The organism is Occallatibacter savannae (assembly GCF_003131205.1).
GTDB classification, from domain to species: domain Bacteria; phylum Acidobacteriota; class Terriglobia; order Terriglobales; family Acidobacteriaceae; genus Telmatobacter; species Telmatobacter savannae.
In genome coordinates this window covers 816454-838717 of sequence record NZ_QFFY01000001.1, presented here as the reverse complement: position 1 = coordinate 838717, position 22264 = coordinate 816454, and the positions used below count along the sequence as shown (strand labels likewise).

The 22264-nt window shown below is 59.1% G+C and carries 22 protein-coding genes and 1 pseudogene; 7 read left to right on the top strand and 16 right to left on the bottom strand.

Translation table 11 applies throughout. The features are described 5' to 3' along the window. Positions 1–6: 6 nt before the first annotated feature. The 3 genes and pseudogenes from DHV10_RS03695 to DHV10_RS03690 form a co-directional block, all read right to left on the bottom strand. Entirely contained in the window at positions 7–339 is a 333-nt protein-coding gene (locus tag DHV10_RS03695) for a VOC family protein (protein WP_275425887.1), read from the bottom strand. A 68-nt stretch (positions 340–407) separates the two neighbouring features. Continuing rightward, positions 408–461 (bottom strand): annotated as a pseudogene (locus DHV10_RS27920) (VOC family protein); the annotation flags it as partial. Between the two features lie 101 nt (positions 462–562). After that, positions 563–1048, bottom strand: coding sequence for a DUF2846 domain-containing protein (locus tag DHV10_RS03690; RefSeq protein ID WP_162601167.1), 486 nt, complete (start codon positions 1046–1048; stop codon positions 563–565). Between the two features lie 198 nt (positions 1049–1246). Here DHV10_RS03690 and DHV10_RS03685 point away from each other — a divergent pair, with 198 nt between their 5' ends. Further along, positions 1247–2260 (top strand): SAM-dependent methyltransferase, encoded by a 1014-nt coding sequence (locus DHV10_RS03685; RefSeq protein WP_109484940.1) that lies wholly within the window; start codon positions 1247–1249, stop codon positions 2258–2260. A gap of 112 nt (positions 2261–2372) precedes the next feature. After that, a complete protein-coding gene (locus DHV10_RS03680; RefSeq protein WP_239461271.1) occupies positions 2373–3902 on the top strand; it encodes a Gfo/Idh/MocA family protein in 1530 nt (509 codons plus the stop codon). A 69-nt stretch (positions 3903–3971) separates the two neighbouring features. On the opposite strand, the gene DHV10_RS03675 is transcribed toward DHV10_RS03680, so the two are convergent. From DHV10_RS03675 to DHV10_RS03660, 4 genes are all read right to left on the bottom strand, one after another. Beyond that, positions 3972–5708: a hypothetical protein gene (locus tag DHV10_RS03675; RefSeq protein WP_109484938.1), complete on the bottom strand. Its 1737-nt coding sequence runs from the start codon at positions 5706–5708 to the stop codon at positions 3972–3974. Positions 5709–5741: 33 nt separating this feature from the next. Further along, the gene (gene nrfD / locus DHV10_RS03670; protein ID WP_109484937.1) at positions 5742–6920 is read right to left on the bottom strand and encodes an NrfD/PsrC family molybdoenzyme membrane anchor subunit; all 1179 of its coding nucleotides are present in this window, start codon (positions 6918–6920) and stop codon (positions 5742–5744) included. Between the two features lie 106 nt (positions 6921–7026). Next, complete coding sequence (locus DHV10_RS03665; protein WP_204101313.1) at positions 7027–7758, bottom strand: 4Fe-4S dicluster domain-containing protein; 732 nt, start codon at positions 7756–7758, stop codon at positions 7027–7029. After that, positions 7755–8231, bottom strand: a complete 477-nt coding sequence (locus DHV10_RS03660) for a multiheme c-type cytochrome (protein ID WP_109484935.1) — start codon at positions 8229–8231, stop codon at positions 7755–7757. Before DHV10_RS03660 ends, DHV10_RS03665 begins: the two co-directional genes overlap by 4 nt. 300 nt (positions 8232–8531) lie before the next feature. Between DHV10_RS03660 and DHV10_RS03655 the strand changes: the two genes are divergently transcribed. Further along, entirely contained in the window at positions 8532–9254 is a 723-nt protein-coding gene (locus tag DHV10_RS03655) for a LolA-like protein (RefSeq protein WP_162601166.1), read from the top strand. On the opposite strand, the gene DHV10_RS03650 is transcribed toward DHV10_RS03655, so the two are convergent. Then, positions 9246–10478, bottom strand: coding sequence for a glycosyltransferase family 4 protein (locus tag DHV10_RS03650; protein WP_109485689.1), 1233 nt, complete (start codon positions 10476–10478; stop codon positions 9246–9248). The two genes, DHV10_RS03655 and DHV10_RS03650, sit on opposite strands and share 9 nt — an antisense overlap. 333 nt (positions 10479–10811) lie before the next feature. On the opposite strand from DHV10_RS03650, the gene DHV10_RS03645 reads away from it, so the two are divergent. After that, positions 10812–11990 carry a hypothetical protein gene (locus DHV10_RS03645; RefSeq protein ID WP_204101312.1) on the top strand — a complete coding sequence of 393 codons (1179 nt, stop codon included), beginning with the start codon at positions 10812–10814 and terminating at the stop codon, positions 11988–11990. A gap of 135 nt (positions 11991–12125) precedes the next feature. On the opposite strand, the gene scpB is transcribed toward DHV10_RS03645, so the two are convergent. Next, entirely contained in the window at positions 12126–12917 is a 792-nt protein-coding gene (scpB, locus tag DHV10_RS03640; protein ID WP_204101311.1) for a methylmalonyl-CoA decarboxylase, read from the bottom strand. Positions 12918–13071: 154 nt separating this feature from the next. Beyond that, the gene (locus DHV10_RS03635; RefSeq protein ID WP_109484933.1) at positions 13072–13563 is read right to left on the bottom strand and encodes a hypothetical protein; all 492 of its coding nucleotides are present in this window, start codon (positions 13561–13563) and stop codon (positions 13072–13074) included. Between the two features lie 157 nt (positions 13564–13720). On the opposite strand from DHV10_RS03635, the gene DHV10_RS03630 reads away from it, so the two are divergent. Next, complete coding sequence (locus DHV10_RS03630; protein WP_239461270.1) at positions 13721–14596, top strand: SDR family NAD(P)-dependent oxidoreductase; 876 nt, start codon at positions 13721–13723, stop codon at positions 14594–14596. A 148-nt stretch (positions 14597–14744) separates the two neighbouring features. On the opposite strand, the gene DHV10_RS27490 is transcribed toward DHV10_RS03630, so the two are convergent. Then, complete coding sequence (locus DHV10_RS27490) at positions 14745–15476, bottom strand: hypothetical protein (protein ID WP_204101310.1); 732 nt, start codon at positions 15474–15476, stop codon at positions 14745–14747. Positions 15477–15787: 311 nt separating this feature from the next. Between DHV10_RS27490 and DHV10_RS03620 the strand changes: the two genes are divergently transcribed. Next, positions 15788–17020, top strand: a complete 1233-nt coding sequence (locus DHV10_RS03620; protein WP_204101309.1) for a dipeptidase — start codon at positions 15788–15790, stop codon at positions 17018–17020. Positions 17021–17614: 594 nt separating this feature from the next. On the opposite strand, the gene DHV10_RS03610 is transcribed toward DHV10_RS03620, so the two are convergent. Further along, positions 17615–18010: a hypothetical protein gene (locus tag DHV10_RS03610; protein WP_109484930.1), complete on the bottom strand. Its 396-nt coding sequence runs from the start codon at positions 18008–18010 to the stop codon at positions 17615–17617. Here DHV10_RS03610 and DHV10_RS03605 point away from each other — a divergent pair. Then, entirely contained in the window at positions 18009–19721 is a 1713-nt protein-coding gene (locus DHV10_RS03605) for an alpha/beta hydrolase-fold protein (RefSeq protein WP_109484929.1), read from the top strand. The genes DHV10_RS03610 and DHV10_RS03605 overlap by 2 nt on opposite strands. Before the next feature lie 9 nt (positions 19722–19730). Here the strand turns inward: DHV10_RS03605 and DHV10_RS03600 are convergent, their stop codons facing one another. From DHV10_RS03600 to DHV10_RS03585, 4 genes are all read right to left on the bottom strand, one after another. After that, entirely contained in the window at positions 19731–19994 is a 264-nt protein-coding gene (locus DHV10_RS03600; protein ID WP_109484928.1) for a hypothetical protein, read from the bottom strand. Positions 19995–20189: 195 nt separating this feature from the next. After that, positions 20190–20786, bottom strand: a complete 597-nt coding sequence (locus DHV10_RS03595; RefSeq protein WP_109484927.1) for a hypothetical protein — start codon at positions 20784–20786, stop codon at positions 20190–20192. 224 nt (positions 20787–21010) lie between these two features. Beyond that, a complete protein-coding gene (locus tag DHV10_RS03590) occupies positions 21011–21418 on the bottom strand; it encodes a VOC family protein (protein WP_109484926.1) in 408 nt (135 codons plus the stop codon). Between the two features lie 77 nt (positions 21419–21495). After that, a complete protein-coding gene (locus DHV10_RS03585) occupies positions 21496–22047 on the bottom strand; it encodes a hypothetical protein (RefSeq protein ID WP_162601165.1) in 552 nt (183 codons plus the stop codon). Positions 22048–22264 lie beyond the last annotated feature (217 nt).

The window sequence follows — 22264 nt, the reverse complement described above, 5'->3', positions numbered from 1 at the left end:
TGGCGATCAGGATTCTCGTGCTGCGGCTTCCAGTGCCGCCACGTCCATCTTGATCATGCCCATCATCGCCTGCATCGCCTTGGGGTGGCTGATCAACTCGCCGATGTTGCGGGGAACGATTTGCCAGCATAGCCCGAAGCGGTCGGTGAGCCATCCGCAGGCCATGGGCTTGCCGCCCTCGAGCAACTTGTCCCAATACGCGTCGATCTCCTGCTGCGAGTCGCAGCTGACGAAGAAGGAGAAGGCCGGGTTGAGTTGATATGTAGGGCCGCCATTAAGGAAGACCATCTGCTGGCCTTCGAGCTCGAGCGTGACGGTGGCGATTTGCCTGCGGGCCACGGGCCGACGCCTTTCGAGCGCACCTCGGAAACTTTGCGGGCGTGGGGAAAGACACTCAGGTAGAACTCGGCTGCTTCTTCGGCGTTGTCGTTGAACCAGAGAAAGGGGGAGACCTTGTTCATGAGTGGCATGGTAACAGGCGTCTTCCCATGAACGCGCCGAGGTCCTCCTGGTGCCTACCAACGACATGGGAAGACTCGAACCAGCGGCATTGTGCCTTGAGCTATCGACTGGCGGCGACGGGTGTGACGTGGTCATGATCCTTGACCTTGTCCTCGTCGAGCACCTTCAGCTTTTTCACTTCGTAGGAGCCTTGCTCCGGCTGCACCAGAGTTAATCTGCCATGACCCTTCCATGCCCCCGTCACGAGTTCAACGCGAATGTAGTATTCCTGACCGCCCTTGAACTCCGCTTCGATACCGGACTGCTTGTCATTGGAACGGAAGACGTGTTTGCCCGGAGCGACCTTGGCGACGAAATATCGGCCATTCTCCATGCGGGCCAGTTCGCCCTCATCGCAGTAAACCGAAGGCGACAGAGCGCTGCCGACGTACTGCTTGTAGCGATAGAAATAGACGGTCGCCGAGGCGTAATTGCCTGCGGTGACTGTCTGCTGGTCTTCCTGAGTCTTGGGTGCGGGCGTCTCCTGTGCGTAGGCACAGATGGTGAGCGAAAGAAGCAGTGCAGAGATAGCGGCGGGCAGTCGCATAATCCTCCTTGCTGGACAGCGTTTTCCCATGGCCTTGTGGCCAATTGCTAAGGAAATGTTCTGAGTGGCAAGCAAGATATAGCAGCAATGGGCCGCCATCACCAGATGACGGGGGTCACACAAGATTGGCGGAGGTGTCCGAAGTCAGGTCGCTCGCGACAAGCGTGAGTTGATGCAAACTAGCGATAATGAACAGCGATGTCTCTCAAGCCATTTCTGGATCTGCAACGGGATGGACGACTTGCGCCACTGCTTAGCATCGGGGCGGCGCTGAAACCCTACTACAAACTCGCTTTTCTGGCGGCTGCCGGAGAGAGCGGATTGCTGGCTCTGCTTGCGGATGGGCCGATGACGTTCGATGCGATTGCCGCGCACGTGGGTGCGGAGGGACAGGGCAGAGAAGCCCTGGAGGCGTGGCTGCAGTTGGGCGTTCGACTGAAATTGATGGGACGTGATGGGCGGGGCTACACGCTGCGCGGTATGGCGGCGGCGCTTGCGGAGCCGAAGAATGATGCAGCGCTGGCGATGGTGCAGGAGGTCGCGGAGCTCCATCACAAGCTGATCGCGGAGACGGTGCCCAGAGTTCGCGAGAAAAGGCTTTTCACGCTTGCGGATCAGGATGGGGAGCTGATTGCGCGCTCGTCGCGGATTCTGGAGGCGTTTCAGGTTGAAGCCATTCAGCGTACCTTTCCGAAGCAGGGTCCGGTGCGGCTGCTTGAGATCGGCTGCGGCTCGGGCGTTTACCTGAAGCACGCTGCGGAAGTTAATCCGGCCCTCACGGCAGTTGGTGTGGAGCTACAGCCTGCGGTGGCGGAAGCAGCGCGTACGAATTTGAGCAACTGGGGGCTCGAAGGCCGAGTCACCGTCGAGGCGGGCGACATCCGCGCCAAAACTCCCAGTGAGCTCTTCGACATCGCAACGCTCTACAACGACCTCTACTACTTTCCAGTTGATGAACGCGTGGCGCTTTTGAAACACCTTGCAGGCTTTCTGAAAACCGGAGGGTTTCTTCTGCTGACGACCTGCTGCCAGGGAGGCAGTGTTGGTTCAGAAGCGCTGAATCTGTGGGGTGCCGCGACAGCGGATTGCGGACGTCTGCCAGCGGAAGATGAACTGGCCGGGCAGTTGCGCGAGGCGGGATTTCGTACGGTAAAGACGAGGAATCTGCTGCCGGGCGATCGGTTCGTTGCGTTCCAGGCTTTTCGAGCGTAGTTCAACTATGGGCAGCAAGAGGCTGTTGCTGACTACGTGACCGGCGAGTATGCTGTTGTGGTATCGAAACCACCTGAAAAGTTGCGTCTGAATGAAAACTCCTGAGACCCCTATGCCTACACGTTCAACTCGTGTTGATCGCCGCGAATTCATCAAAACCGGAACGATGGCCGCGGGCGCCGTCGCGCTGGGCGTGCCGCGTCTTGTGCGCGGGCAGAATCTTAACAGCAAGCTGAACATCGGATGCGTCGGAATTGGCGGCAAGGGCCGCAGCGATACGGATGCGTGTGCCGAGGAGAATATCGCTGCGCTGTGCGACGTCGATGCCGGTTCGGACGCGTACGAGGTCCAGACGAAGAAGTATCCCGAGGCGAAGTTCTTCAAGGACTATCGTCAGATGCTGGACCAGATGGGCGATCGGATCGACGCGGTCACGGTGTCGACTCCCGACCATATGCACGCGGTGATTGCGTCCGCGGCCATGAAGCGGAACAAGGCGGTTTTCGTGCAGAAGCCGCTCACGCAGACGGTATACGAGGCGCGCTACCTGCGGAAGATGGCTCACGACCGCAAACTCGTCACCCAGATGGGCAACCAGGGCAGCGCTGCCGATGGGCTGCGCCGTGGGGTTGAGACCATTCAAGACGGCCTGATCGGCCAGGTGCACGAAGTTCATGTCTGGACCAATCGCCCGATCTGGCCGCAGGCGATGGATCGCCCCGAGGGAGAGGATCCGGTTCCTTCGACTCTCGACTGGGATGTGTGGATTGGCGTCGCTCCGATGCGGCCCTATGTAGGCAGCCGCGATCCGAAGCAGAAGCATTACGGAGTGTACGAGCCGTTTACGTGGCGCGGCTGGCAGGACTTCGGCTGCGGCGCTCTCGGCGACATGGGATGCCACACGGTGAACCTGCCATTCCGCGGGCTGGACCTCGGGGCTCCGACAGAGATTGAGGCGATGCCGTTCGGCAAGATGAACAAGGAATCGTTCCCGGTGGGCTCGAAGATTCGTTACGCGTTCCCCAAGCGCACGGGCCACGTGCCGCTGGAGCATCCGAGCTTCTTTCATCGTTCGCGGAAGGTGGAGCACGATCCGCTGACGCTGTGGTGGTACGACGGCGGACAGCCTAACCCCGAAGCTCGCGGCGGGCACGACAACAGCAACAAGCCGCCAGCGGAGATGACTGCTGACATCACCGCATTGCTCGGGGAGGTTCCTGACAGCGGGTGTTTGATCATCGGCGAAGGCGGTACGGTATTCTCGCCGGACGATTATGGAACGAACTTCTTCGTGAAGCTCAAGGGCGATCCCAAGTTCGTTCACTATAAGAAGCACCCCGCCCTAGCGAAGTATCCGGAGCGTATTCCACGCAACCCGTACGCCGGGAAGAAGGGCGATGGGGGCGACGTGGGAGCTCACGCGAAGGAGTGGCTCGTGGCGATCAAGGAGCACAAGCCGGAGAATTGCTATTCGCGGTTCGATGTTGCGGCTCCGCTCACCGAAATCCTGTTGCTTGGCTGCGTTGCACTGCGCACCGGCAAGAAGATCGAGTGGGATTCGCACAAGATGAAGGCCAAGAACACACCCGAGGCCGATCAGTTCATCAAGCGGCAAGATCGGTCCGGCTGGGCCCTTTCCTAGCCAGTGATGGGATACACCCGCCGATCTTTTCCGGATCGGCGGGTTTTGCTTTTTGCGGCTACAGCGGGGTCAGACGACGGATGATTCACTTGCTGTCGTTGCGGCTTCTGCGGCTGAGCGCTTTCGATCGCCTAATTGAACGAGCCGCGGCACGCTCATAAGCGTGATGGCGAATACGGCGATTGAGGCGGCGACGAAGCCCATGTGGCCGTGACGCATATCCTCGAGCAGGAGCTTCAAACCGACTCCCGCCAGCGCGGTCCAGGCGAGCAGGGTGAGCTCCGGGCGGCCCCAGCGCGGACCCTCGAATGCGACTGCAAGCGCCACCCCGCAGATTGCAAGCGTGCGAAGGAAGGCGATGTGATGCGCGGCGAGCGCCATACCAGCGCCAACGCCGGCGATGAGCCCATGCACGAGGAGAGCGATGACGGCGCAAATGGCAACCAGCCCGATTGCAGTCTGCACGATGCGCGAAGCGGCGAACGCCCGTTCCCGGCTTGAGGCGCTGGAGAACACCATCGCAGTCACGAGACAGAGAGAGACGACGATCGCGGCCGCATGCGGAGGTGCGGCTGAGCTTCCTGCGATGACGGTATAGAAATAGTTGGGGAGTCCGGCAAGCGCGGCGGAGGAGACGATGAAGATGGCACCTTGGACCGACAGCATCGCAGGTTGCGTCCGCCTGCTGAGGTACGTCGCAGAGAGCCCCGCGACCGCAAGCACGAGGGACGCGGGCTCACGGGACACAACCAGCGAAGATCCTGAGATCAGCAGCGCCGCGCTCAACGCCGCAAAGATCCTGAAGGTTCGCCGCTCTTCTCGCTGCGCGAGATACCGCAACACTGCGAAGTAACCTGCGGCCGACAGCAGGATGCAGCCTATCCCGAGGAGGATCGCGCCGCGTGTGGGGGAGAAGATGAGAACGGACGCGACCGTCAAAGCAAATGCGATGAAAACCTGAACCGCTTCGAAGATCAACAGCGTGCGCCTGCGCGCGAGCACGCGCACGGCCACAGAAACTGCGTTGAGGAGAAACAGCATCAAGGCGGGCGCAATGAGAGCCGGAATGCTCAGAACGGGATACAGGGCACGTGTGTCCGGCGGGCCTGAGTAGATGAAGAGCAGCCCGGAGATGGCGGCATCAGCGACCAGCACAAGGAGCGGCCACACGGGCTGCGGGACCTCGCGGGAACGGAGGAAGTCACTTGCACCGATGGCGATCAGTAGCGCTGTGATGAAAGGAAGAGCTTCAAGGGTGCTAAAGCCGAGCGCAGCCGCCGTCAATGCCGCGATGCTTTGCGCCACACTGACGCTACGCGATCCGCTGCTAGTCGACTCCAACACAACAGCGAGCGTCATGAAAGCGGCAAGCACGCCGGCAGCGACGACCGGCGTGAAGACGTGGAACGCAAGCGTATTTTCCCAAAGCATCGGCGCGAGGATCAGCGCGGCCGTCGCGGCGAACACCTGGCGTGCGGCGCCACTGCCGGTCCGAGCGGCCCAGATCAGCCACGTAAAGGCGTATACCACTGCAACGGCAGAGACCGGAAAGCGGGGAAGTGTTCCCGATGCTGCGATCGCCCTGAGAACGTAGGCGCCTGCGACTCCGAGCAGCGCCTGACCGAGGACCGGAAGAAGGCTGCCCCCTGCCGGAGGTTGATCGGCCTTGATTTGCTGGGAGCGGGTGTGCTCGTCCTGTCGAACAGCGATTGTGGGTTCGGGCGAATGTTCGAGAGCGCGGACCCGCTTCTCGAGATCATCGACGCGCTCTGCAAGCGATTGCAACGTACCGGGAGAATCGTTCATTTCTCACCCGCACATTCTGCTGGTGCCTGTTTGCTAGTCTCCGGCAGGCTGGTGCGATGCCGGCTCAGCCATCCACGGAGGCAGTACCTTGATCAGGGCCCACAAGATAAACAGCGGCAGGATGGCGAGGGCTAGCGCGACCAGGGAACCCTCGCGCGTGACCAGCGCCATCTTATAGGTCGTGTAACCGAGGAAGCTCTTGGAGAAGAGCTGGCCGCCGATTACCACGTTCCAACGCATGGCGAAGATGCCCATCAGGGCGAGACAGCCGGAGACTACGTAGATCCGTTTGCGAAGCTGTTCCGGCAGCTTGATGACCTGCGTGATGAAGAGCAGTACAAGAGGAGTGATGGTGCCCAGCATGATCTGAATGACGATGTGCGGGATGTAGAGCTGGGTGTGTACCAGGAAATCGAGGCTACGGAAGGACTCATCGGCCTCGTAGATGCGATGAATGAGGTCGAGCATTTCGAGGCTGAAATCGATGATGAAGATGTAGAAGAGGTACATCGCAATTGTGTCCACGCAGCGCATCTCGATCTTCTGTCCGCGAAGCTTTGTGGTCGCCATGTAGATGAGCATGACCCCTGCGATTCCCGATACCATCGCCGAAAAGATGAACACGACGGGCATGAGCGGGGATGACCACCAGGGATTGGCCTTGATCGAGCCGAAGATGAACCCGACGTAGCCGTGGAGCAGGAACGCAGACGGGATGCCGATGAGCGTGACCACCCAGCCGACTTTCTCGTCGATATGCAGCGCACGCGGATTGATGTTGTCGGATCCGAGCGACATGACTTTGTACTTCAGGCGGAGCAGGCCTTTCGACGACCGCGCGAGGAGAACGATGTCTTTTCGGTAGTCGAGCCAGATCTCAAAGACAAGAACGGCCATGAGATACCAGAGGTACACATACCCGAACATGGCCATGGCGGAGGTGCTGTGCGGCGTGAAGTACATCTCGGGCGAGCGCTCGGGATGGCCGAGGTGCAACTGCAGCGGCAGAGGAGCGACGATCAGGAAAGAGAGCGCCGTGAGCAGAGCCAGCCGGTAGGTCGGCTTAACTGCTTCGACGTGGAAGACGCGCTCGAGCGACGCCAGGATGAACGCTCCAGCGACCAGCCCGGTGATGAAGGGATAGAGCACAATCAGCACGCTCCACTGCAGGCCTATTTCGTTTGGATACATGAAACCTTCAACGCCATTCATAGAAACTCCAGTTTTCAGTTCTCAGTTTTCAGTCTCCAGTTCGCTCCAGAATCCAGATGTGCGATTGCAAAATCTGGAAACTGATGACTGACAGCTGATGACTGGTTTACCGCACTGATCCATCGAGCCCGTTGTAATAAGCCTTCGCGCCGGTTGCCATCTGCGGCTTCAATACCTGTACGGGGTGTGTTCTCAAGAATTCGTGAATCGGATCTTTTGGATTCTTCAGGTCCACGAGTTGGCGTGCGCCCGTGGGGCAGTTTTCGCAGCACGCGGTAGTGAGCCCCTTGGTGATGCGGTGGTAGCAGAGCGTGCATTTGTCCGCTGTCTTCTTCTCGGGATGGATGTATCGGCATCCGTAGGGGCATGCCTGAACGCAGTAAGCGCATCCGAGGCAATACTTCGGATCGACGAGCACCACGCCATCCGGGCTGACGAATGTCGCTCCGACCGGACACACCTGCGTGCACGGAGAATCCGCACAGTGATTGCACATTTTCGGAACGAAGAAGTACTTGCCGGCATCTTCGGCAGCGACAGGGAAGCCCTCCTTGCCGCCGTCGGGCGAGATGACTTGCGGATTCGTCATATCCTCATCTTCAACGTGATAGCGCTCCACCCAGGTGCGGAAGTAGCCATCGGGAATGTCGTTTTCTGTTGCGCACGCACGGACGCAGTTTCCGCAACCGATGCACTTGGGAATATCGATGAGCATGCCCCACCAGTGGTCGGCCGTCTTGTAGTTGGGTGACTGTTCCGGCGTTCCGGCGGATACCGCCTTCCAGGCGATGGCGGCTGCGGGAGCGAGAACCAGGAAATGACGGCGCGACAGATTCACTTGGCACCTCCCGCGTCTGCTATGGCTGGATTGTGCGGCTGGTGACAGGTTTCGCATGGGACGCCATTGGAGTGGTCGCTGGGATTGACTTGAGGGAATTCCTTGGGCTTTGCCGCAGTGGCGGTGTGACAGCGCGCGCAAAGAGTTGCGGTATCGGGTTTCGTTGGAGTGACGGCCGCGGGGTCGTCAGCGTGCTTTGCCAGCGCGCCGTGACAGGCTTCGCAGTTTACGTGCGCGTGCTTGCCTTTGCTCTTCTCATCGGCCTTATCGGTGTGGCAGGTCTCACAGGCCTGGTGTCCGGCAAACTTCACCGGGTGAGCCGCTATGTCCGACATTGCGTCACCCCGGTAATGGCCGTACTGCCCGAAGCTTTTGGGAACCACGTAGCCACGGACCACGAGGAAGACGATAAAGGCGAGAACAAACAGCCCTGCGAAGCGAAACAGATGCCCAGCATCTTTGAAGATGTTCATCCGAGCGCATTCTCCCAACCTGAGCCACTGCCGGACCGGACTGTCCTCGTGTGACCCAGATCATCTTTTCGCGGCAAGATTGGACGCCAGAGCAGAGAACTGTATGTGAGACAAATCACGACCGCTTGTGACGGCCGTCTCAGGAGAGGTAGTTCTGGGTTTCTTTGTCCTCCGATTACTGTCGGAAGCATCCCCTGTCGGGTGGATTTGGGAAGCCACAGATCAGCCACGATATGATGTGGCATGTCCGGTGCCTTCTTACCCCGCTTGATGCCTGTTGGTTCTGTTTCGGTTCTGCTGATGGCAGTGTTGGCGGCCCATTGCCAGACGGCGCTTTCGGTCGAGCAGATTGTCGACCGCATGCAGCAGCACGACGCGAGACAGTCGAAAGAACTGAAGCACTACGAGGCTGTCCGGCATTACCAGGTACAGTACAAGGGGCTTGGAGCGCACCTGGCGGCGGCGATGGATGTGGACCTTACCTATGACAGCGACACGGGCAAATCTTTCCGGATCGTCTCCCAGAGCGGGTCGAAGCTGCTGTGCGACAAGGTACTGAAGCGCGCGGTAGAGAGCGAAGAGGAAGCTTCGAAGGATAAGTCCTCAACCGCGTTGAACGAGACAAACTACAGGTTCGAACTGGCTGGAACGGAGCAGGTAGACGGCAGGCCGGCGTACGTTCTCAAAGTAGAACCTCTGCGCAAGAGCAAGTTTCTGTATCGCGGCCGGGTGTATGTCGATGCCGCAGACTTCGCTGTGACAAAGATCGAAGTGGAGCCCGCACAGAACCCTTCGTTCTGGATTTCGAGCAGCCGCATCGAGAACATCAATGAGAAGACGGATGGGATGTGGCTTCCTGAGAAGAATCGGAGTGAATCCAAGATCCGGGTAGGCGGGTCAGCGGTTCTCACTATCGATTACGGGACGTATCGCATCACCCGGGCTGGGGAAACGCAGCCGGCAAGGTCCCAGAGTTCCCGCGATGTTCAGAGCGGAGCAGTTGCGAATACGGAATCAAGGTAGCAGCTTTCTAAGCGCAAAGACTGTGGCTCGCCCCATGGCCTTGCGACTTCTGGCCCGCAGGCCCATGGGCTGAGAGTCCTGCATGAGAGAGCGGCCGGCTTGGGAGAGGGCGATGGCCTGCTCGTAGAAGTCGACGAGCTGCTTTGTTGCACAGCGCCAGGTGCGGCGTGAAGCCTCCGTTCTGGCCGCGTCTCCGATTGCCGTTCTCCTGGGCTTCGATTGCAGCAGTTCGCCGATGCGCATCGCTGCCTCGTTCTCGGTGTCAACGAGGAGGCCGCTGACCTCGTTCTGAATCATCTCTGGAATTCCGCCGGCTCGGGCGGCCACGACCGGCAAGCCGGAGGACATGGCTTCGAGAACAACCAGGCCCAGAGTTTCGGTTCGCGAGGGCATGACGAAGATGTCGCTGGAGGCGTAAGCACAGGCGAGTTCTTCTTTATGCAGGAAACCTGCGAAGTGCACCGGCAGACCTTTGAAGTGCTCCTCCAGATGCGTGCGCCGGGGACCGTCCCCAACGAGGGCCAATCGCACACCCGGATTGCCTTCGATCCACGCCCGCAGCGATTCGAGATTCTTCTCCGCGGATAGGCGGCCGACGTAAAGGAGCAGCGGGGCATCGGGTTCCCCCTGCGTCAGGCGATTGCGCATCTCTGCGGATCGGCGCTCAGGTCTGAACAGGTCGGCATCCACGCCGCCGGGCCACAGCGCCACATGGTCGATTCCGTGCTCGCGCAGCTGAGCCACCATCAACGTTGATGTACAGAGATTGATGGCGGCCCGCCGGTGGCGGATGCGCAGAAACTTCCAGACATGCGGCTCCAGGAAGCCGAGGCCGTAGTAGTGAAGATACTGAGGCAGGTCCGTGTGGTAAGAGACGACCACGGGCAGGTGCAGCGCCCCGCCGTGCGGGCCGCCGCCGTAGTAAAGTCCGGCGATGCCGAGAAGCGCGGGATCAGCGATGTGGAGGATGTCAGGCATGAAGTCGGAGAGGATGCTGCGCATTGATGCGCGGGGGAGTGCAAGGCGCAGCTCAGGGTAAAGCGGAAAGGCTGAGCTCTTCATGCCGACTACCCGGAAGCCCTCAAACTCCCGAATCCCACCCTCCGGCGAGAAGATGAGGACCTCATGCCCAAGTTGCCGCAGCTGACGGATGGTCTGGCAAAGGGTGGTGACAATCCCGTCTGTTTTGGGCAGAAATGTCTCGGTAAAGAGGGCGATTCGCATGTTCGAGTCAAGAGCTGTGAATCCAGAGAGGGTAACACGGCAGCCATCTCGAAGATTGGTACCTTGCACTTCGAGCGCAAAGATGAAGATGCGTTCATCTTCGCGGAGTAAGTGACAATGGTGAGCCCTGTTCTGATAGCTTTCCATTGAACCGATGGACACCTGTTCTCACTCCCCCACTGAAACCGAGCAGCATAACTGAGAAGACGGATCAACTCACTCGCCACAGCTAAGTCTCCGGAAGCGCAACACAACTGTTTTGAATCGCGGATCAGCAGGGAAGGGCGGGAAGTGGAAGACAGGGAAGTTTTCTACCGTTGGCGACATCCCGAAGTGGCAAAGAGTTTTCGTTCGGGAGTTTCCCTTCACAGTCATACAAATCAGTCGCGAGAGACGCTGAAGTTCCTCGCGGTGCTTGGCAGCCGCTACGCCTTCATGCGACAGCTCATGGAGAGGCTCGAGCAGCGCGCCATGGTCAACCATGGTATGCGCGTGGACTATGGCCTGAGTTACTGGACGCCGCCAGCTCACCCCACGCTGGCGTTCGATCTGGAGCGCGGGCAAATTGAACGGCTGGGCCTCGCTGCCATGGTTTCTCTTACGGATCACGACAGCATTCAGGCGTGCCTGTCTCTGCAGGGAGGCCCCGAAAGTAGAAACTGCCCGATCTCGCTTGAGTGGACGGTTCCTTTCGGCGGTGAAGCATTTCATTTTGGCGTGCACAATTTGCCGAGCGCGAGGAGTTCAGAGTGGATGCAGATTCTGAGTTCCTACACGCTTTATCCGACGAACGGGCAGTTGAAGGAGATCCTGGCTGCACTCCATGCCGAGCCTGGAGTGCTATTCGTCTTCAATCACCCGATGTGGGATCTTTACGGCGTTGGAGCCGATCTTCACGTGCATTCAGTGAACGCGTTTCTGCGGGAGCATCGAGAGTGGATACATGCGCTTGAGCTGAATGGGCTGCGGAGCTGGGCTGAGAACCGGAGCGCATGCAGCCTGGCTGAGCAATGGGAGATGGTGCTTGTGTCTGGCGGGGATCGTCATTCGCTGGAGCCGAACGCCAACATCAATCTGACAAACGCGGAGTGCTTCGACGAATTTGCCTGCGAGATCCGCGACAAAAAGATGAGCCGGATCTTGTTCATGCCGCAGTATGCGCAGCCCTTGAAGCACCGCGTTCTGCAGTCCGCAGTAGACGTGGTGAGTCACTATCCGCATTTCCCTGCGGGGTCGCAGAGATGGGATGAGCGGGTCTATCACCCGGATGCGCGCGGGAATCCGCAGTCTCTGGCTACGTTGTGGCCCGACGGCACAGCTCCGCGCGCGATTCGTTGGGGAATCGCAATCGTGCTGCTGATGGGCAGGGGAGTGTTCTCGGGTGGTCTGCGCGCCGCATGGAGCGAGGCGCGGGAGTTGGCCCAGGCGCTGGAGGAACAGGGCACGGGCGGTGGGCTCTATCCCAGGCTGGTTCCGCTTCCGCGCAAGCATCGGTCTGACGCAGGCGCGTGATTTGGAAGCTCGACCTGAGGTGTGTCCGATCAGTGTTGGCGTTCTTTGGCTCGTTTGTCGAGATGGTGAATGAGTACATTCGCAACTCGCTGGGCGCTCCGGGTCTGAAGTGAACCGCTTCCGAATTCAGTTCCACTACCTGCCCTGGAATTGTGGGGTGCGCTTTTCAAAGAAGGCGCGGATGCCTTCCTGGTAGTCCTCGCTGTCGTATACCTGTCGCCGCATGGCCTGTACGCGTTCGAAGGTCTCGGGCCGGAGATTGTGAGAGGCCGAGAGCAGGCGGAGTTCTTCTTTCAGCAGGCTGATCACCAGCGGGGAGTTTTTCGCAATCTGGTCGGCAATCGTTCTAGTCAGGCTCTCCAGTTCGCTACGCGGAACTGCGTGGCTCACGATGCCCTGCGCGACGAGCCGCTGCACGCAGATTGGTTGCGCGGTGAACAGCATCTCCTTGCACAGCGGCATGCCTCCTGCGTTGAGAAAGTTCTGCACACCGGAGATGTTGTAGGGCATACCCAGCTTAGCGGGAGTGACGGCGAAGGTGCTGTCGTCGCCTGCGACGATGATGTCGCAGCTCATGACGAGCTCGCACGCGCCGCCCCACACGGTGCCTTCGACCATGGCGATTACGGGAGCAGGATAGAGTTCGACCATGCGGATGACGCGCCGGATCGGGTCGTCGTACGTCATCGGATCACGCCCGTTGGTGGGCAGTTCACGCACATCGTGCCCGGAAGAGAAGACCCTGGCTCCGGCAGGCGCGCGGAGCACGACAGCCCGCACCTGGGCGAGTAGCATCTCCTCCAGCGCGGCGCACAGGTCATCGATAAGGGCCGTGCTCAGTGCATGGTGCTTTGAAGGATTGTTCAGCGTGATCTCTCCGACGTTGCCGGCGATCTTCACGTTAACCAGTGCGTAGCCTGTGTCCACGATTCACCGTCCCGGCCGCTCAGTTCAGCCGCGAGGAGTGTAGCGCTGGAGACGCGCAGAATCCTGTGACGCGAGCTGCAGGAGCACGGCACAGCGATTACTTTTGGGACGCGGGAATCAGAGTGGGAAGCGCAGACCGGAGCCGGCGAGCGTTCTACTCGCCGACGACGGCTGGAGCCTGAATCAGGGAGAACATGCTGCCGAAGACCTGCTTCAGTTCGCCGATGGTCATGGCGCCTTTGTGTCCGGGGGAACACTGGAACTGGCTGACGGTCGCATCTTCTTCGAACTGGAGGACGTCGCCGTAAAAGAAGACGCTGCCGTTGTTCTGGGTAGTGCCGGTGATGACAAGTTTGCGGCCGGGAACGAGACGCCGAACGACGGGGCTCTCCACGGCATTGAGGCGGCAGCTCGGCGATTTTTTGTCGACCTGTTCCCAGGTGGTGACGGAGCCGTTCTGGATGTAGATCGTGCCCTGATTGGCGGGCAACAGGATGTCGACATTGACGGCTACGGTAGAGCCTGCGCCGATGGTCGCGATGGGTGCGGTATCCGGCAGATCCGCGCTTTGCGCGCTCGCGAGAGATGAACCGGCCAAAAGTCCAGCAAAACCAATCAAAGCAGCAAGATGGCGGAACGAGCGCATCACCGGGTGACTCCTTTTAGGTGCAATCGAAGAGATAGATTTGGCCTGAATTCTAGCACTTCCACTGATGTGCAAGAACAAAAATCCGGTCCCGCGGGAGCATCCCACGTTACCAATCGGTCCTGCATCAGAGGACGAAACGAGGAGACTCCGCCTGATGCCGAATTCATCGAACCCCGCCGTGGAGACAAACACCGCCACCCTGACCGACCCCCGCGAACGTTTCGCAAAACCGCCATTTCCGGCCCAGCAACAGGCTCCTCCCGGGAGTTCGCGAGAGCTGAAGCCGCCAGCCGATTACGGCGAGAACAGCTACACCGGTCACGGCCGGCTGAAGGGCCGCGTGGCTCTGATAACGGGGGCAGACAGCGGCATCGGCCGGGCAGTAGCTCTCTGTTATGCGAAAGAAGGCGCGGACGTTTTGTTCACGCACCTGAAGGAGGAGAAGGAGGACGCGGAGGAAACGGTGCGCCTCGTCGAGCAGACGGGCCGGCGTGCGATCAACGTCCCCGGAGACATTCGCACGAAAGAGTTCTGCCGAAAGCTCGTGGACCAGGCGTTCTCAGAGCTGGGACGGCTCGACATCCTGGTGAATAACGCCGGCTACCAGCGGACGTACGAGAAGCTGGAAGACATTCCGGAAGATGAGTTCGATGCGACCTTCCGGACCAATGTGTATAGGACGTTCTTTATGACACAAGCTGCTCTGCCGCGCATGCAGCCGGGCGGGTCGATCATCAACACGGTATCGATTGAGAGCTTCACGCCAGAGCCGTCGCTTGCGCCTTACGCGGCGACGAAGGCGGCACTCGCCAGCCTGACGAAGAGCATTGCCAAGATGGCGATGGAGCAGAGAGGCGTGCGGGTGAACGGAGTTGCGCCGGGGCCTGTGTGGACGCCCTTCATTCCGTCAACCATGGAGCCGGAGAAGGTGAAGACGTTTGGGCAGAACACGACGTTCAAACGTCCTGCGATGCCGGTGGAGCAGGCAGGGATTTTTGTTTTCTGGCGAGCGATGACGCCAGCTATGTGAACGGCGAAATCTACGGAGCGACGGGCGGAAGAATGCCGATCTAAGTAAGGGAAATCGAGTCTGACAATCGGAAGCGGCTTGAGGTTGTCTCCCATGTCCCCAACTACAGGGGACATGGGGCACCCGAGTCTCGACTGGACCTGTATGTCTACTTCTTCTTTGAACTGCTGGATTTGCTGCTCGAGCTGGTTGAGCTGGATTTGGTTCCGGAGCTCTTTGAGGATGATCCAGCCGATTTAGACGATGATAATCCGGACGACTTCGACGAAGATCCGGATCTTCCGGATTTGCTCGAAGAGCTGTCGGAGGGTTTGCGAGGCTCGCCGTTGTCGTCAAGATCGTCGGCACCGGCTGCTTCTTCGTAATCGTCTTCTATGTCCTCGTCGTCTTCATCGTCGATATCTTCGTCGTCGATGTCGCTTTCACCGGATGCACTCGCCTTGCTGCTGCCGGAGCCGTGGCTCGAAGAGTGTGATCCTGAGCTGCGGGAAGTGCCGCTGCGAGACTCGTTCTCGTCATCGGTTTCTGACTTGTTGCTGCGGCCGCTGCTCGAGGAAGATCCGGAGTGAGATTTGCTGCGCGACGAATGCTCTTCGTTTGAGGGATGCACGAGCTTGTTGAAGTTGCTCTTTTCGCCGTCGGCTGTCTTCTCCTGGTAGACGAGTTCGAGATTGCTCTCGTCGAATTTTTCGAAGAAGTCATCCCACTCGATCTTCTGGAGCTTGGAATCGTTGTGGTTCGGCGCCTTGGGGAATTCGAATCGCAGAATTCCGGGTTCGCCGCCCTTCTCGGTTCCTGCTACTTCGGCCGGAACAGCTCCCCGGCTCTCGGCCCATTTACGAATTTCATCGTGGTCTCTTGTCGTTCTCGATAGTGTCATCTTTACCGCTCCCGCCGCCGGAACCCCGGCAGCTACAAAGATTGCGTGCCCACTGCTCCGAGCATGGATTCAGACGCCGGGTTAGAGGTTGGCCGAAGGCAAGTTCCGTTTTGACCGGGTAGAACGTACACTCAACAGGCACCCGCGGCTTCAGCGGACGCGGAGATTTTCTGATCCCTGTTCCCGTAATCTCGGATCCCTGTCTTTATACTTTTCCCAAGCCTATGCGGACTCGTGTGTTGCTCGCCTTCCTGCTGGTCGCGGTATCAGCTCCGTTGTACTCACAAGCCCCTGCCGGACATTCCCCAAAGATGACGACCAAAATTACGCCTGAACAGGTGCACCGCTCTGCCATCGTGATCGACACCCATGCCGACACGCCGCAGCGCCTTGCAGACGAAAACTACGATCTTGCTGATCCGCTGAACGGGGGCAACTGGAATCTCGAGTCTGCTCAGAAGGGCAATGTTGGCGCTGAGTTCTTTTCGATATGGGTGGAGCCCGAGACACAGAAGGGCCACTACGCCCAGCGGACGCTCATTCTGATCGATGCGGTGAAGCAGCAGGTGGCGAAGCATCCGGACAAGCTGATGTTCGTCACGACTCCCGAGGGCATTGAGCTGGCTCATCGTGAACACAAGATAGCCGTATTGATGGGGATCGAGGGCGGGCACTCTATCGAGGACTCGATTGCTCTGCTTCGGCAGTTCTACGCGCTCGGTGTTCGGTACATGACGCTCACGTGGTCGAACTCGAACGGGTGGGCCGATTCGTCGGGCGATATCAACGACACGAACATTCCGCATACGAAGGAAGGGCTGAGCGAGTTCGGGAAAGACGTTGTGTACGAGATGAACCGGCTAGGCATGATGGTCGATATTTCACACGTGTCCGACCGCACATTCTTCCGGACGCTCGTGATATCGCGTGCTCCGGTGATTGCTTCGCACTCTGCTGCGCGGGCGTTGTGCGACGTTCCGCGCAACATGACGGACGACATGCTGCGGGCGGTTGCGAACTCAGGCGGGCCGGGATCAAAGGGCGGCGTGGTTCAGGTGAACTTCTATTCGGCGTTCGTCTCGCAGCAATATCGGGATGCGCAAAAGGCGATGCAGCCAGAGGTCGAGAAGGCAGTGCAGGCGCTGAAGGATAAGTACAAAGCCGAGGGCAAGGAGACGCCCGCAAAGGAGATCGAGAAGCTGCAGCGCCAGTATGCCGATCGTATACCGCGCCCGCCGCTCTCTGCGCTCGTCGACCAGATCGACCATATCGCGAAGGTTGCCGGGGTAGATCACGTGGGACTGGGTTCTGATTTCGATGGAGTGAATGGGCAACTGCCGGAGGGGATGGATTCGCCGGCAGGGCTGCCGAAGCTTACGGAGGCTCTGATGCAGCGGGGCTACTCCGCTGAAGACTGCCGCAAGATTCTGGGAGGCAATCTGCTGCGGGTGTTTCGGGAGGTAGAGCAGGTGAGCAAACAGCTGCAGGCCGAGAACCGTCCGCGCATCACGGACAGACAGCCATACGACAAGCCGCAAAAGTAGGGGATCAGATGGCCTTATGCAAGGGATGTTTTGACAAGGCCGATGGAGGTGCCTCTACGGCTGCTGGTGCAATTCAGAAAATAGAGATCTGCACCGAGACTCGATCAGCTGCTCGAGTCCGTGCAAATCGTCATTCTTCGTTTTCGCAAACCTGCCATTTGCAAAGCGAATTCCTCCATAGTTGTCGACGAAAGCGATCAAGAGATCATTTCCATCCATCAACTTCACACGTGTCGATCCATCGGAAAAAGCTTCTGGACCGGATGTAAGAGATCGGGCAAGTATTCGCTCGACCCCTATAGCGTCGCCCTCAGAGTCCATCCAGCAATATCTGCCCTTCCGTTCCATCTCTCTGGGCATTACCGGGACCAAAGTCTGGACCCCGATGGGGACATAGTAGAACTTGATCGGCATCTTCACTGCCGGCGCACGCGACTGGCAGGCAGTGCTCCCGAAAATTGTGGCGATCGCCAAAACGAGAAAGCCGCGTACGTTCCCCGGCGGATGCTGCTTGCGGTATGCGGATTGCGCTGCAATCATTTCATCCCTCAAAGTAATCGCGATCTCGGGTGGCCGCAAAGGTTGCCCTACCTGTCATCCTCGTGCAATGCGTGTAAGTAGTGCTCCGGCGGCGAACCAGATGCCCGCGTTGACTACAGTCTGGCCGATCATCAACAGCAGCATTGTGGAGGAGCCATCGTTTACGCCGGGGAAGAACTGCACCATCACCAGGTGTGCAGGGCAAGCGATATCGATGATCCATCCCCAGCGCGTTTCGAGGTCTGAGTTGTTTCCCATGGAGCCGCTGATGATCAGGGCTCCGCTGGCCAGAAAGCCAAAGAGAGCGAATACGATCGCGAGGCGCCATCGGTCGAGCATGGTGACTCCGGGGCTGCAGAGGAGCGGGAGGTTGTCTGAATGATAGCGCTGCTCGTGGCAGAAGCAGAAGAGTTTCCGCTGGGCACGACGGCGCTTGTATATTGCGAGCATGATCAAGCAACTGGTTTTGGGACTCGGCCTTTTTGGTGTCGCCACGTGCATCTCTTCCGCACAGAGCTTTTCTGTCAGCTATGAAAAGAGCTTGAGCGCTGAGCCGCTCGACGGGCGGCTGTTGCTCCTGCTCTCTACGGACAACAGCGCTGAACCGCGGTTCCAGATCGATGACACACCGCGTTCGCAGATGCTATTCGGCGTGACGGTGGATGGCTGGGCTGCAGGTCACCCGACGCTTGTTGACGCCGCCGCGCATGGCTGCCCGATTCGCAGCCTCAAGGATGTTCCTCCGGGCGAGTACACGGTGCAGGCTGTGCTGAACAAGTACGAGACGTTTCACCGCAGCGATGGCAAGACCGTGAAGCTGCACCCCGACAAGGGGGAGGGCCAGCACTGGAACATTTCGCCTGGGAATCTCTACTCTAAGCCGAAGAAGATCGCGATCGGTCCGAACGCTGCCCCCATCAGCGTGGAACTCACCAGCGTGATTCCGCCCATCGAGCCTCCAAAGGACACGAAGTACGTCCGGCATATCCGCATCCAGAGCGAGGTGCTCACGAAGTTCTGGGGACGCCCTATGTATCTTGGCGCTGCCATTCTGGTTCCGGAGGGATTTGACGAGCACACCAGTGCGCACTTCCCGCTGATCATCTTCCACGATCACTTCGTCGACGACTTCGACGGTTTCCGCACCACGCCGCCGGATGCCAACCTGAAGCCTGACTACAGCGAGCGCTTTCATCTCGCGGGTTACAACCGCATTCAGCAGGAGGAAGCGTACAAGTTTTATCAGCAGTGGACATCGCCTGACTTTCCCCGCGTGCTCATCATTAAGATCCAGCACGCTAATCCATACTACGACGATTCGTATGCGGTGAACTCGGCGAACGTGGGACCGTACGGCGATGCGATCGAGAACGAGCTCATCCCCGCGATCGAGAAACAGTTCCGCGGGCTCGGGCAGGGATGGGCGCGATTTGTCTATGGCGGCTCGACGGGCGGTTGGGAATCGCTGGCTGTGCAGGTGCTGTATCCGGACCACTACAACGGAGCTTTCGCGGCATGCCCCGACCCGATCGACTTTCATGCCTTCACGGATATCAACCTCTACGAGGACAAGAATGCGTTCTACCTGGAGGGGGCGCACAAGCGGGTAGCCCAGCCGGCGATGCGCGATTATCTCGGGCACACGTTGATCACGACGAAAGAGATCAACGAGTACGAGCTTGCCCTTGGCGATCATGGGCGTAGCGGCGAGCAGTTCGACATCTGGCAGGCGGTTTACTCACCTGTCGGCGAGGATGGCTATCCGAAGGCTATTTTCGACAAGGACACGGGCGCGATCGATCACGCGGTGGCGGAGTACTGGCGGCAGCACTACGATCTCGAAGCCATCCTCGAGCGCGACTGGGCGACGCTCGGACCGAAGCTGGAGGGCAAGATCCATATCTACGTCGGATCGGACGATACGTACTTCCTGAATGACGCGGTGTATCGGATGGAGGATTTTCTGAATACGACGAAGAGCCCTGCGTATGGAGGAGAAGTGACCTACGGTCCGCGGGCCGAGCATTGCTGGAACGGGGATCCGAAACTGCCGAACGCGTACTCGCGGCTGCACTACAACACACAGTACCTGCCGAAGATACTGGAACAGATCAAGAAGACGGCGCCGGCGGGTGCAGACCTGACGAGTTGGCGATACTAGTGCAGTTAGCTAGCGGCCGGGCTTATGGCTTGAGCCATTCTGACCGGACGATTGCTTCGGGGTCTTAGAAGACTGGTTGCGGTTTTTGGGGGCGCTCGGTTCGGGCGCGCCGGTGGGCTTCACGTTCGGCGATGGCGCCGGTGCTGCTTTCTGCATGTTGTCGGGTGTCAATGCAGGATCGCGATGCTGGGTGGCATGCGAGGGAACAGCGGCGGCAAGGAAGAGAACCAAGGCAACTACAGCAGCAAAGTAAAAGGCGATGCGCGCTTTCATGAACAACTACTCCGTCAGAAAGGGTGGCCCGCTGGCAGGTTGGTAAGCTTGCCTTCCTGCTCGGTCGTAACCAGTACATCGCTTCCAAAGGTTACTGTACATACAACCTGAGAAGAGAGCACTCCCACGAAAGTGGAGGGCGTATCAGGAAAACCCGGCCCGGGTTAGAGCCGGCTTCGCCTGACCGCGAGGAATCTACTTTGAGGGTTTGTGGTTTCCGGGACGAGTGTGTGTAGTTCCGTCCTCGCCATCTTTGTATTCGGCCGGTTTGGTTCCGTTGCCGGCAGGTGCGGCGGTTTTGTCCTTGCCTTGATAAAGGGGATTGGAGCCGGCAGTTCCGGGATCCTTGTACATCGGGTTCGATTGGGCCGACGACATGTTGCCAGCGTGTTTCGAATCTACATCGAGCGATTCTGCTGCATGTGCAGAGTTGCGCTCATTCAGGTATTCGTGCGGGTCGCCGGAGATGCTCTTGCCGGTGGCCATGCCACTGCCCGTTTCGCGCGGGGCGGTCATTGCATCGTAGTCGGCCGCAATCACGCTACCCGATTTGCGGCCCGTGGCCAGGCCGCTGCCCGCTTCGCGTGCTGTGATGTTTACCGGATTATGCTGACGCTTTCCCGTGGCCATTCCTGAGCCGGCTTCGCGTTCGGAAACGGAGGGAATGCTCGCCTGCCGGCTTTGGGGCGCGCTCGACTGGTCCTGCTTCTGATCCTTGGGCGATTGAGCGGCCGCCACTGCGGCTGCAATCACGATCACCGCGACAACGTGAAAAACGATTCTTGGTTTCAAGGTGTTGACCTCCTGTGTAGGCGCTTCGATCGAGCTCGAGACAAGGGGCCCGGAGAGTTGAACAGCAATCGATCTCCAGCTGATTCGATCCAGTAAGCGCCCTTGGCATGGCTCCGGTAAATACAACGTCCCGGTGGTGTACTCACACCTAGGTACTTGGGCGGCGGGAAAGGGGGCGTGCGGAGTGCCCCAAACATACCTTATGAGGAGTGTTTTGGGCCAGGTTAGAGAGCCACAGACACGCCGCCCCAGCTCTCGGGCTCCACATCGGCCAACGTCTCGGTGAAATCCCAATAGTGGCCGTGGAAATCCTGGGCGTTGTACTGGCGCTCGCCGTAGATGTGGTCCCTGGGTTCTGTGAGGATGACAGCGCCATTGCGGCGGGCGCGTTCGCAGTGAGCCAGGGCGTCCTCAATCCTCACCTGTGTGATGGAGGAGCGGTTTGGCTTCACGTCTCCCTCGGCAATGGTGAAGCAGCCCTCGCCGGCGCGCATCTGGATGCGGTGGTTCGCAATACGCAGGCGCACGGTGAAACCGAATGCCTTCGACAGCCACTCAGCGGCGGCGCTTGGATCTGGGTAGATGAGGACGGGAATGACGGGGCAGGGCGGGACAGAGCGGTTTTTGCGCATGAAAACGGACCTCCGCGGCGGGAAAGCCGAGGCTATCTTAGCCCAGCCGCGGAGTCAAAGGACCTGTGTGGAACGGGTTATCGAGTGGTTGCGCGGGCGGGTTCGTGATTGGACGCGAACTGACTGTTCTCGCCGGGCTTGGGAAGTACGGCGACGACCCGGTAAGTTTCGGACTCAATTCTGTTGCCGTTCTGCCCCAGAGTCCAGCTCAGCTTTGCATTCTGGCCGGTGAATTCGGCATCGGCGCGTTCGGTCATGGGCATTCCGCAGCTGTGGCGGTTGATGTAGTTGCCATTGGCTGAGTGGCGGCTGATGCAGTTGACGAGGGCGATGCGGCCGTCGGGCAGGCCGAGCGAGAGCGTGGTTCCCAGGAGGAGGTACGTCGGGGCTCCCTTGGGATCGGAGTTCAGATTCGGGTCGGGGCAGTTGGCCGGGTCGGGATCGAGGGTGCATGCGCCGGTGACGTCGGCGTTGGGGCCGGAGTAGCCGGGGATGACTGCGTGATACACAACATCGCTGTCCTGGCGATACAGGACGTCGACAGGCACCTTCTGAGCTGCAGCAGAAGCCGAGGAGATTGAAAGGGATAAGGCAGCGAGCCCAATGACCATCCAGGGGGATCTATGCATATGTGTACCTCTAGGGTGCTTTAATCTAAAACTCTACAGATAATTAGATACCAATTTGGATGAAAAGTCGCTACGGGATTCTCTGGGGTAACGTGACAGAAGGGAATCGAGAATGATTTCAGTCGTTTAGCTTTTCAGCCTGATTCGCTGCCCGAGAGCAGTTTCGGCCCCGTTTTCAACCGAATGCACCCCATTCAAGTCCCACCTAAAATAGACA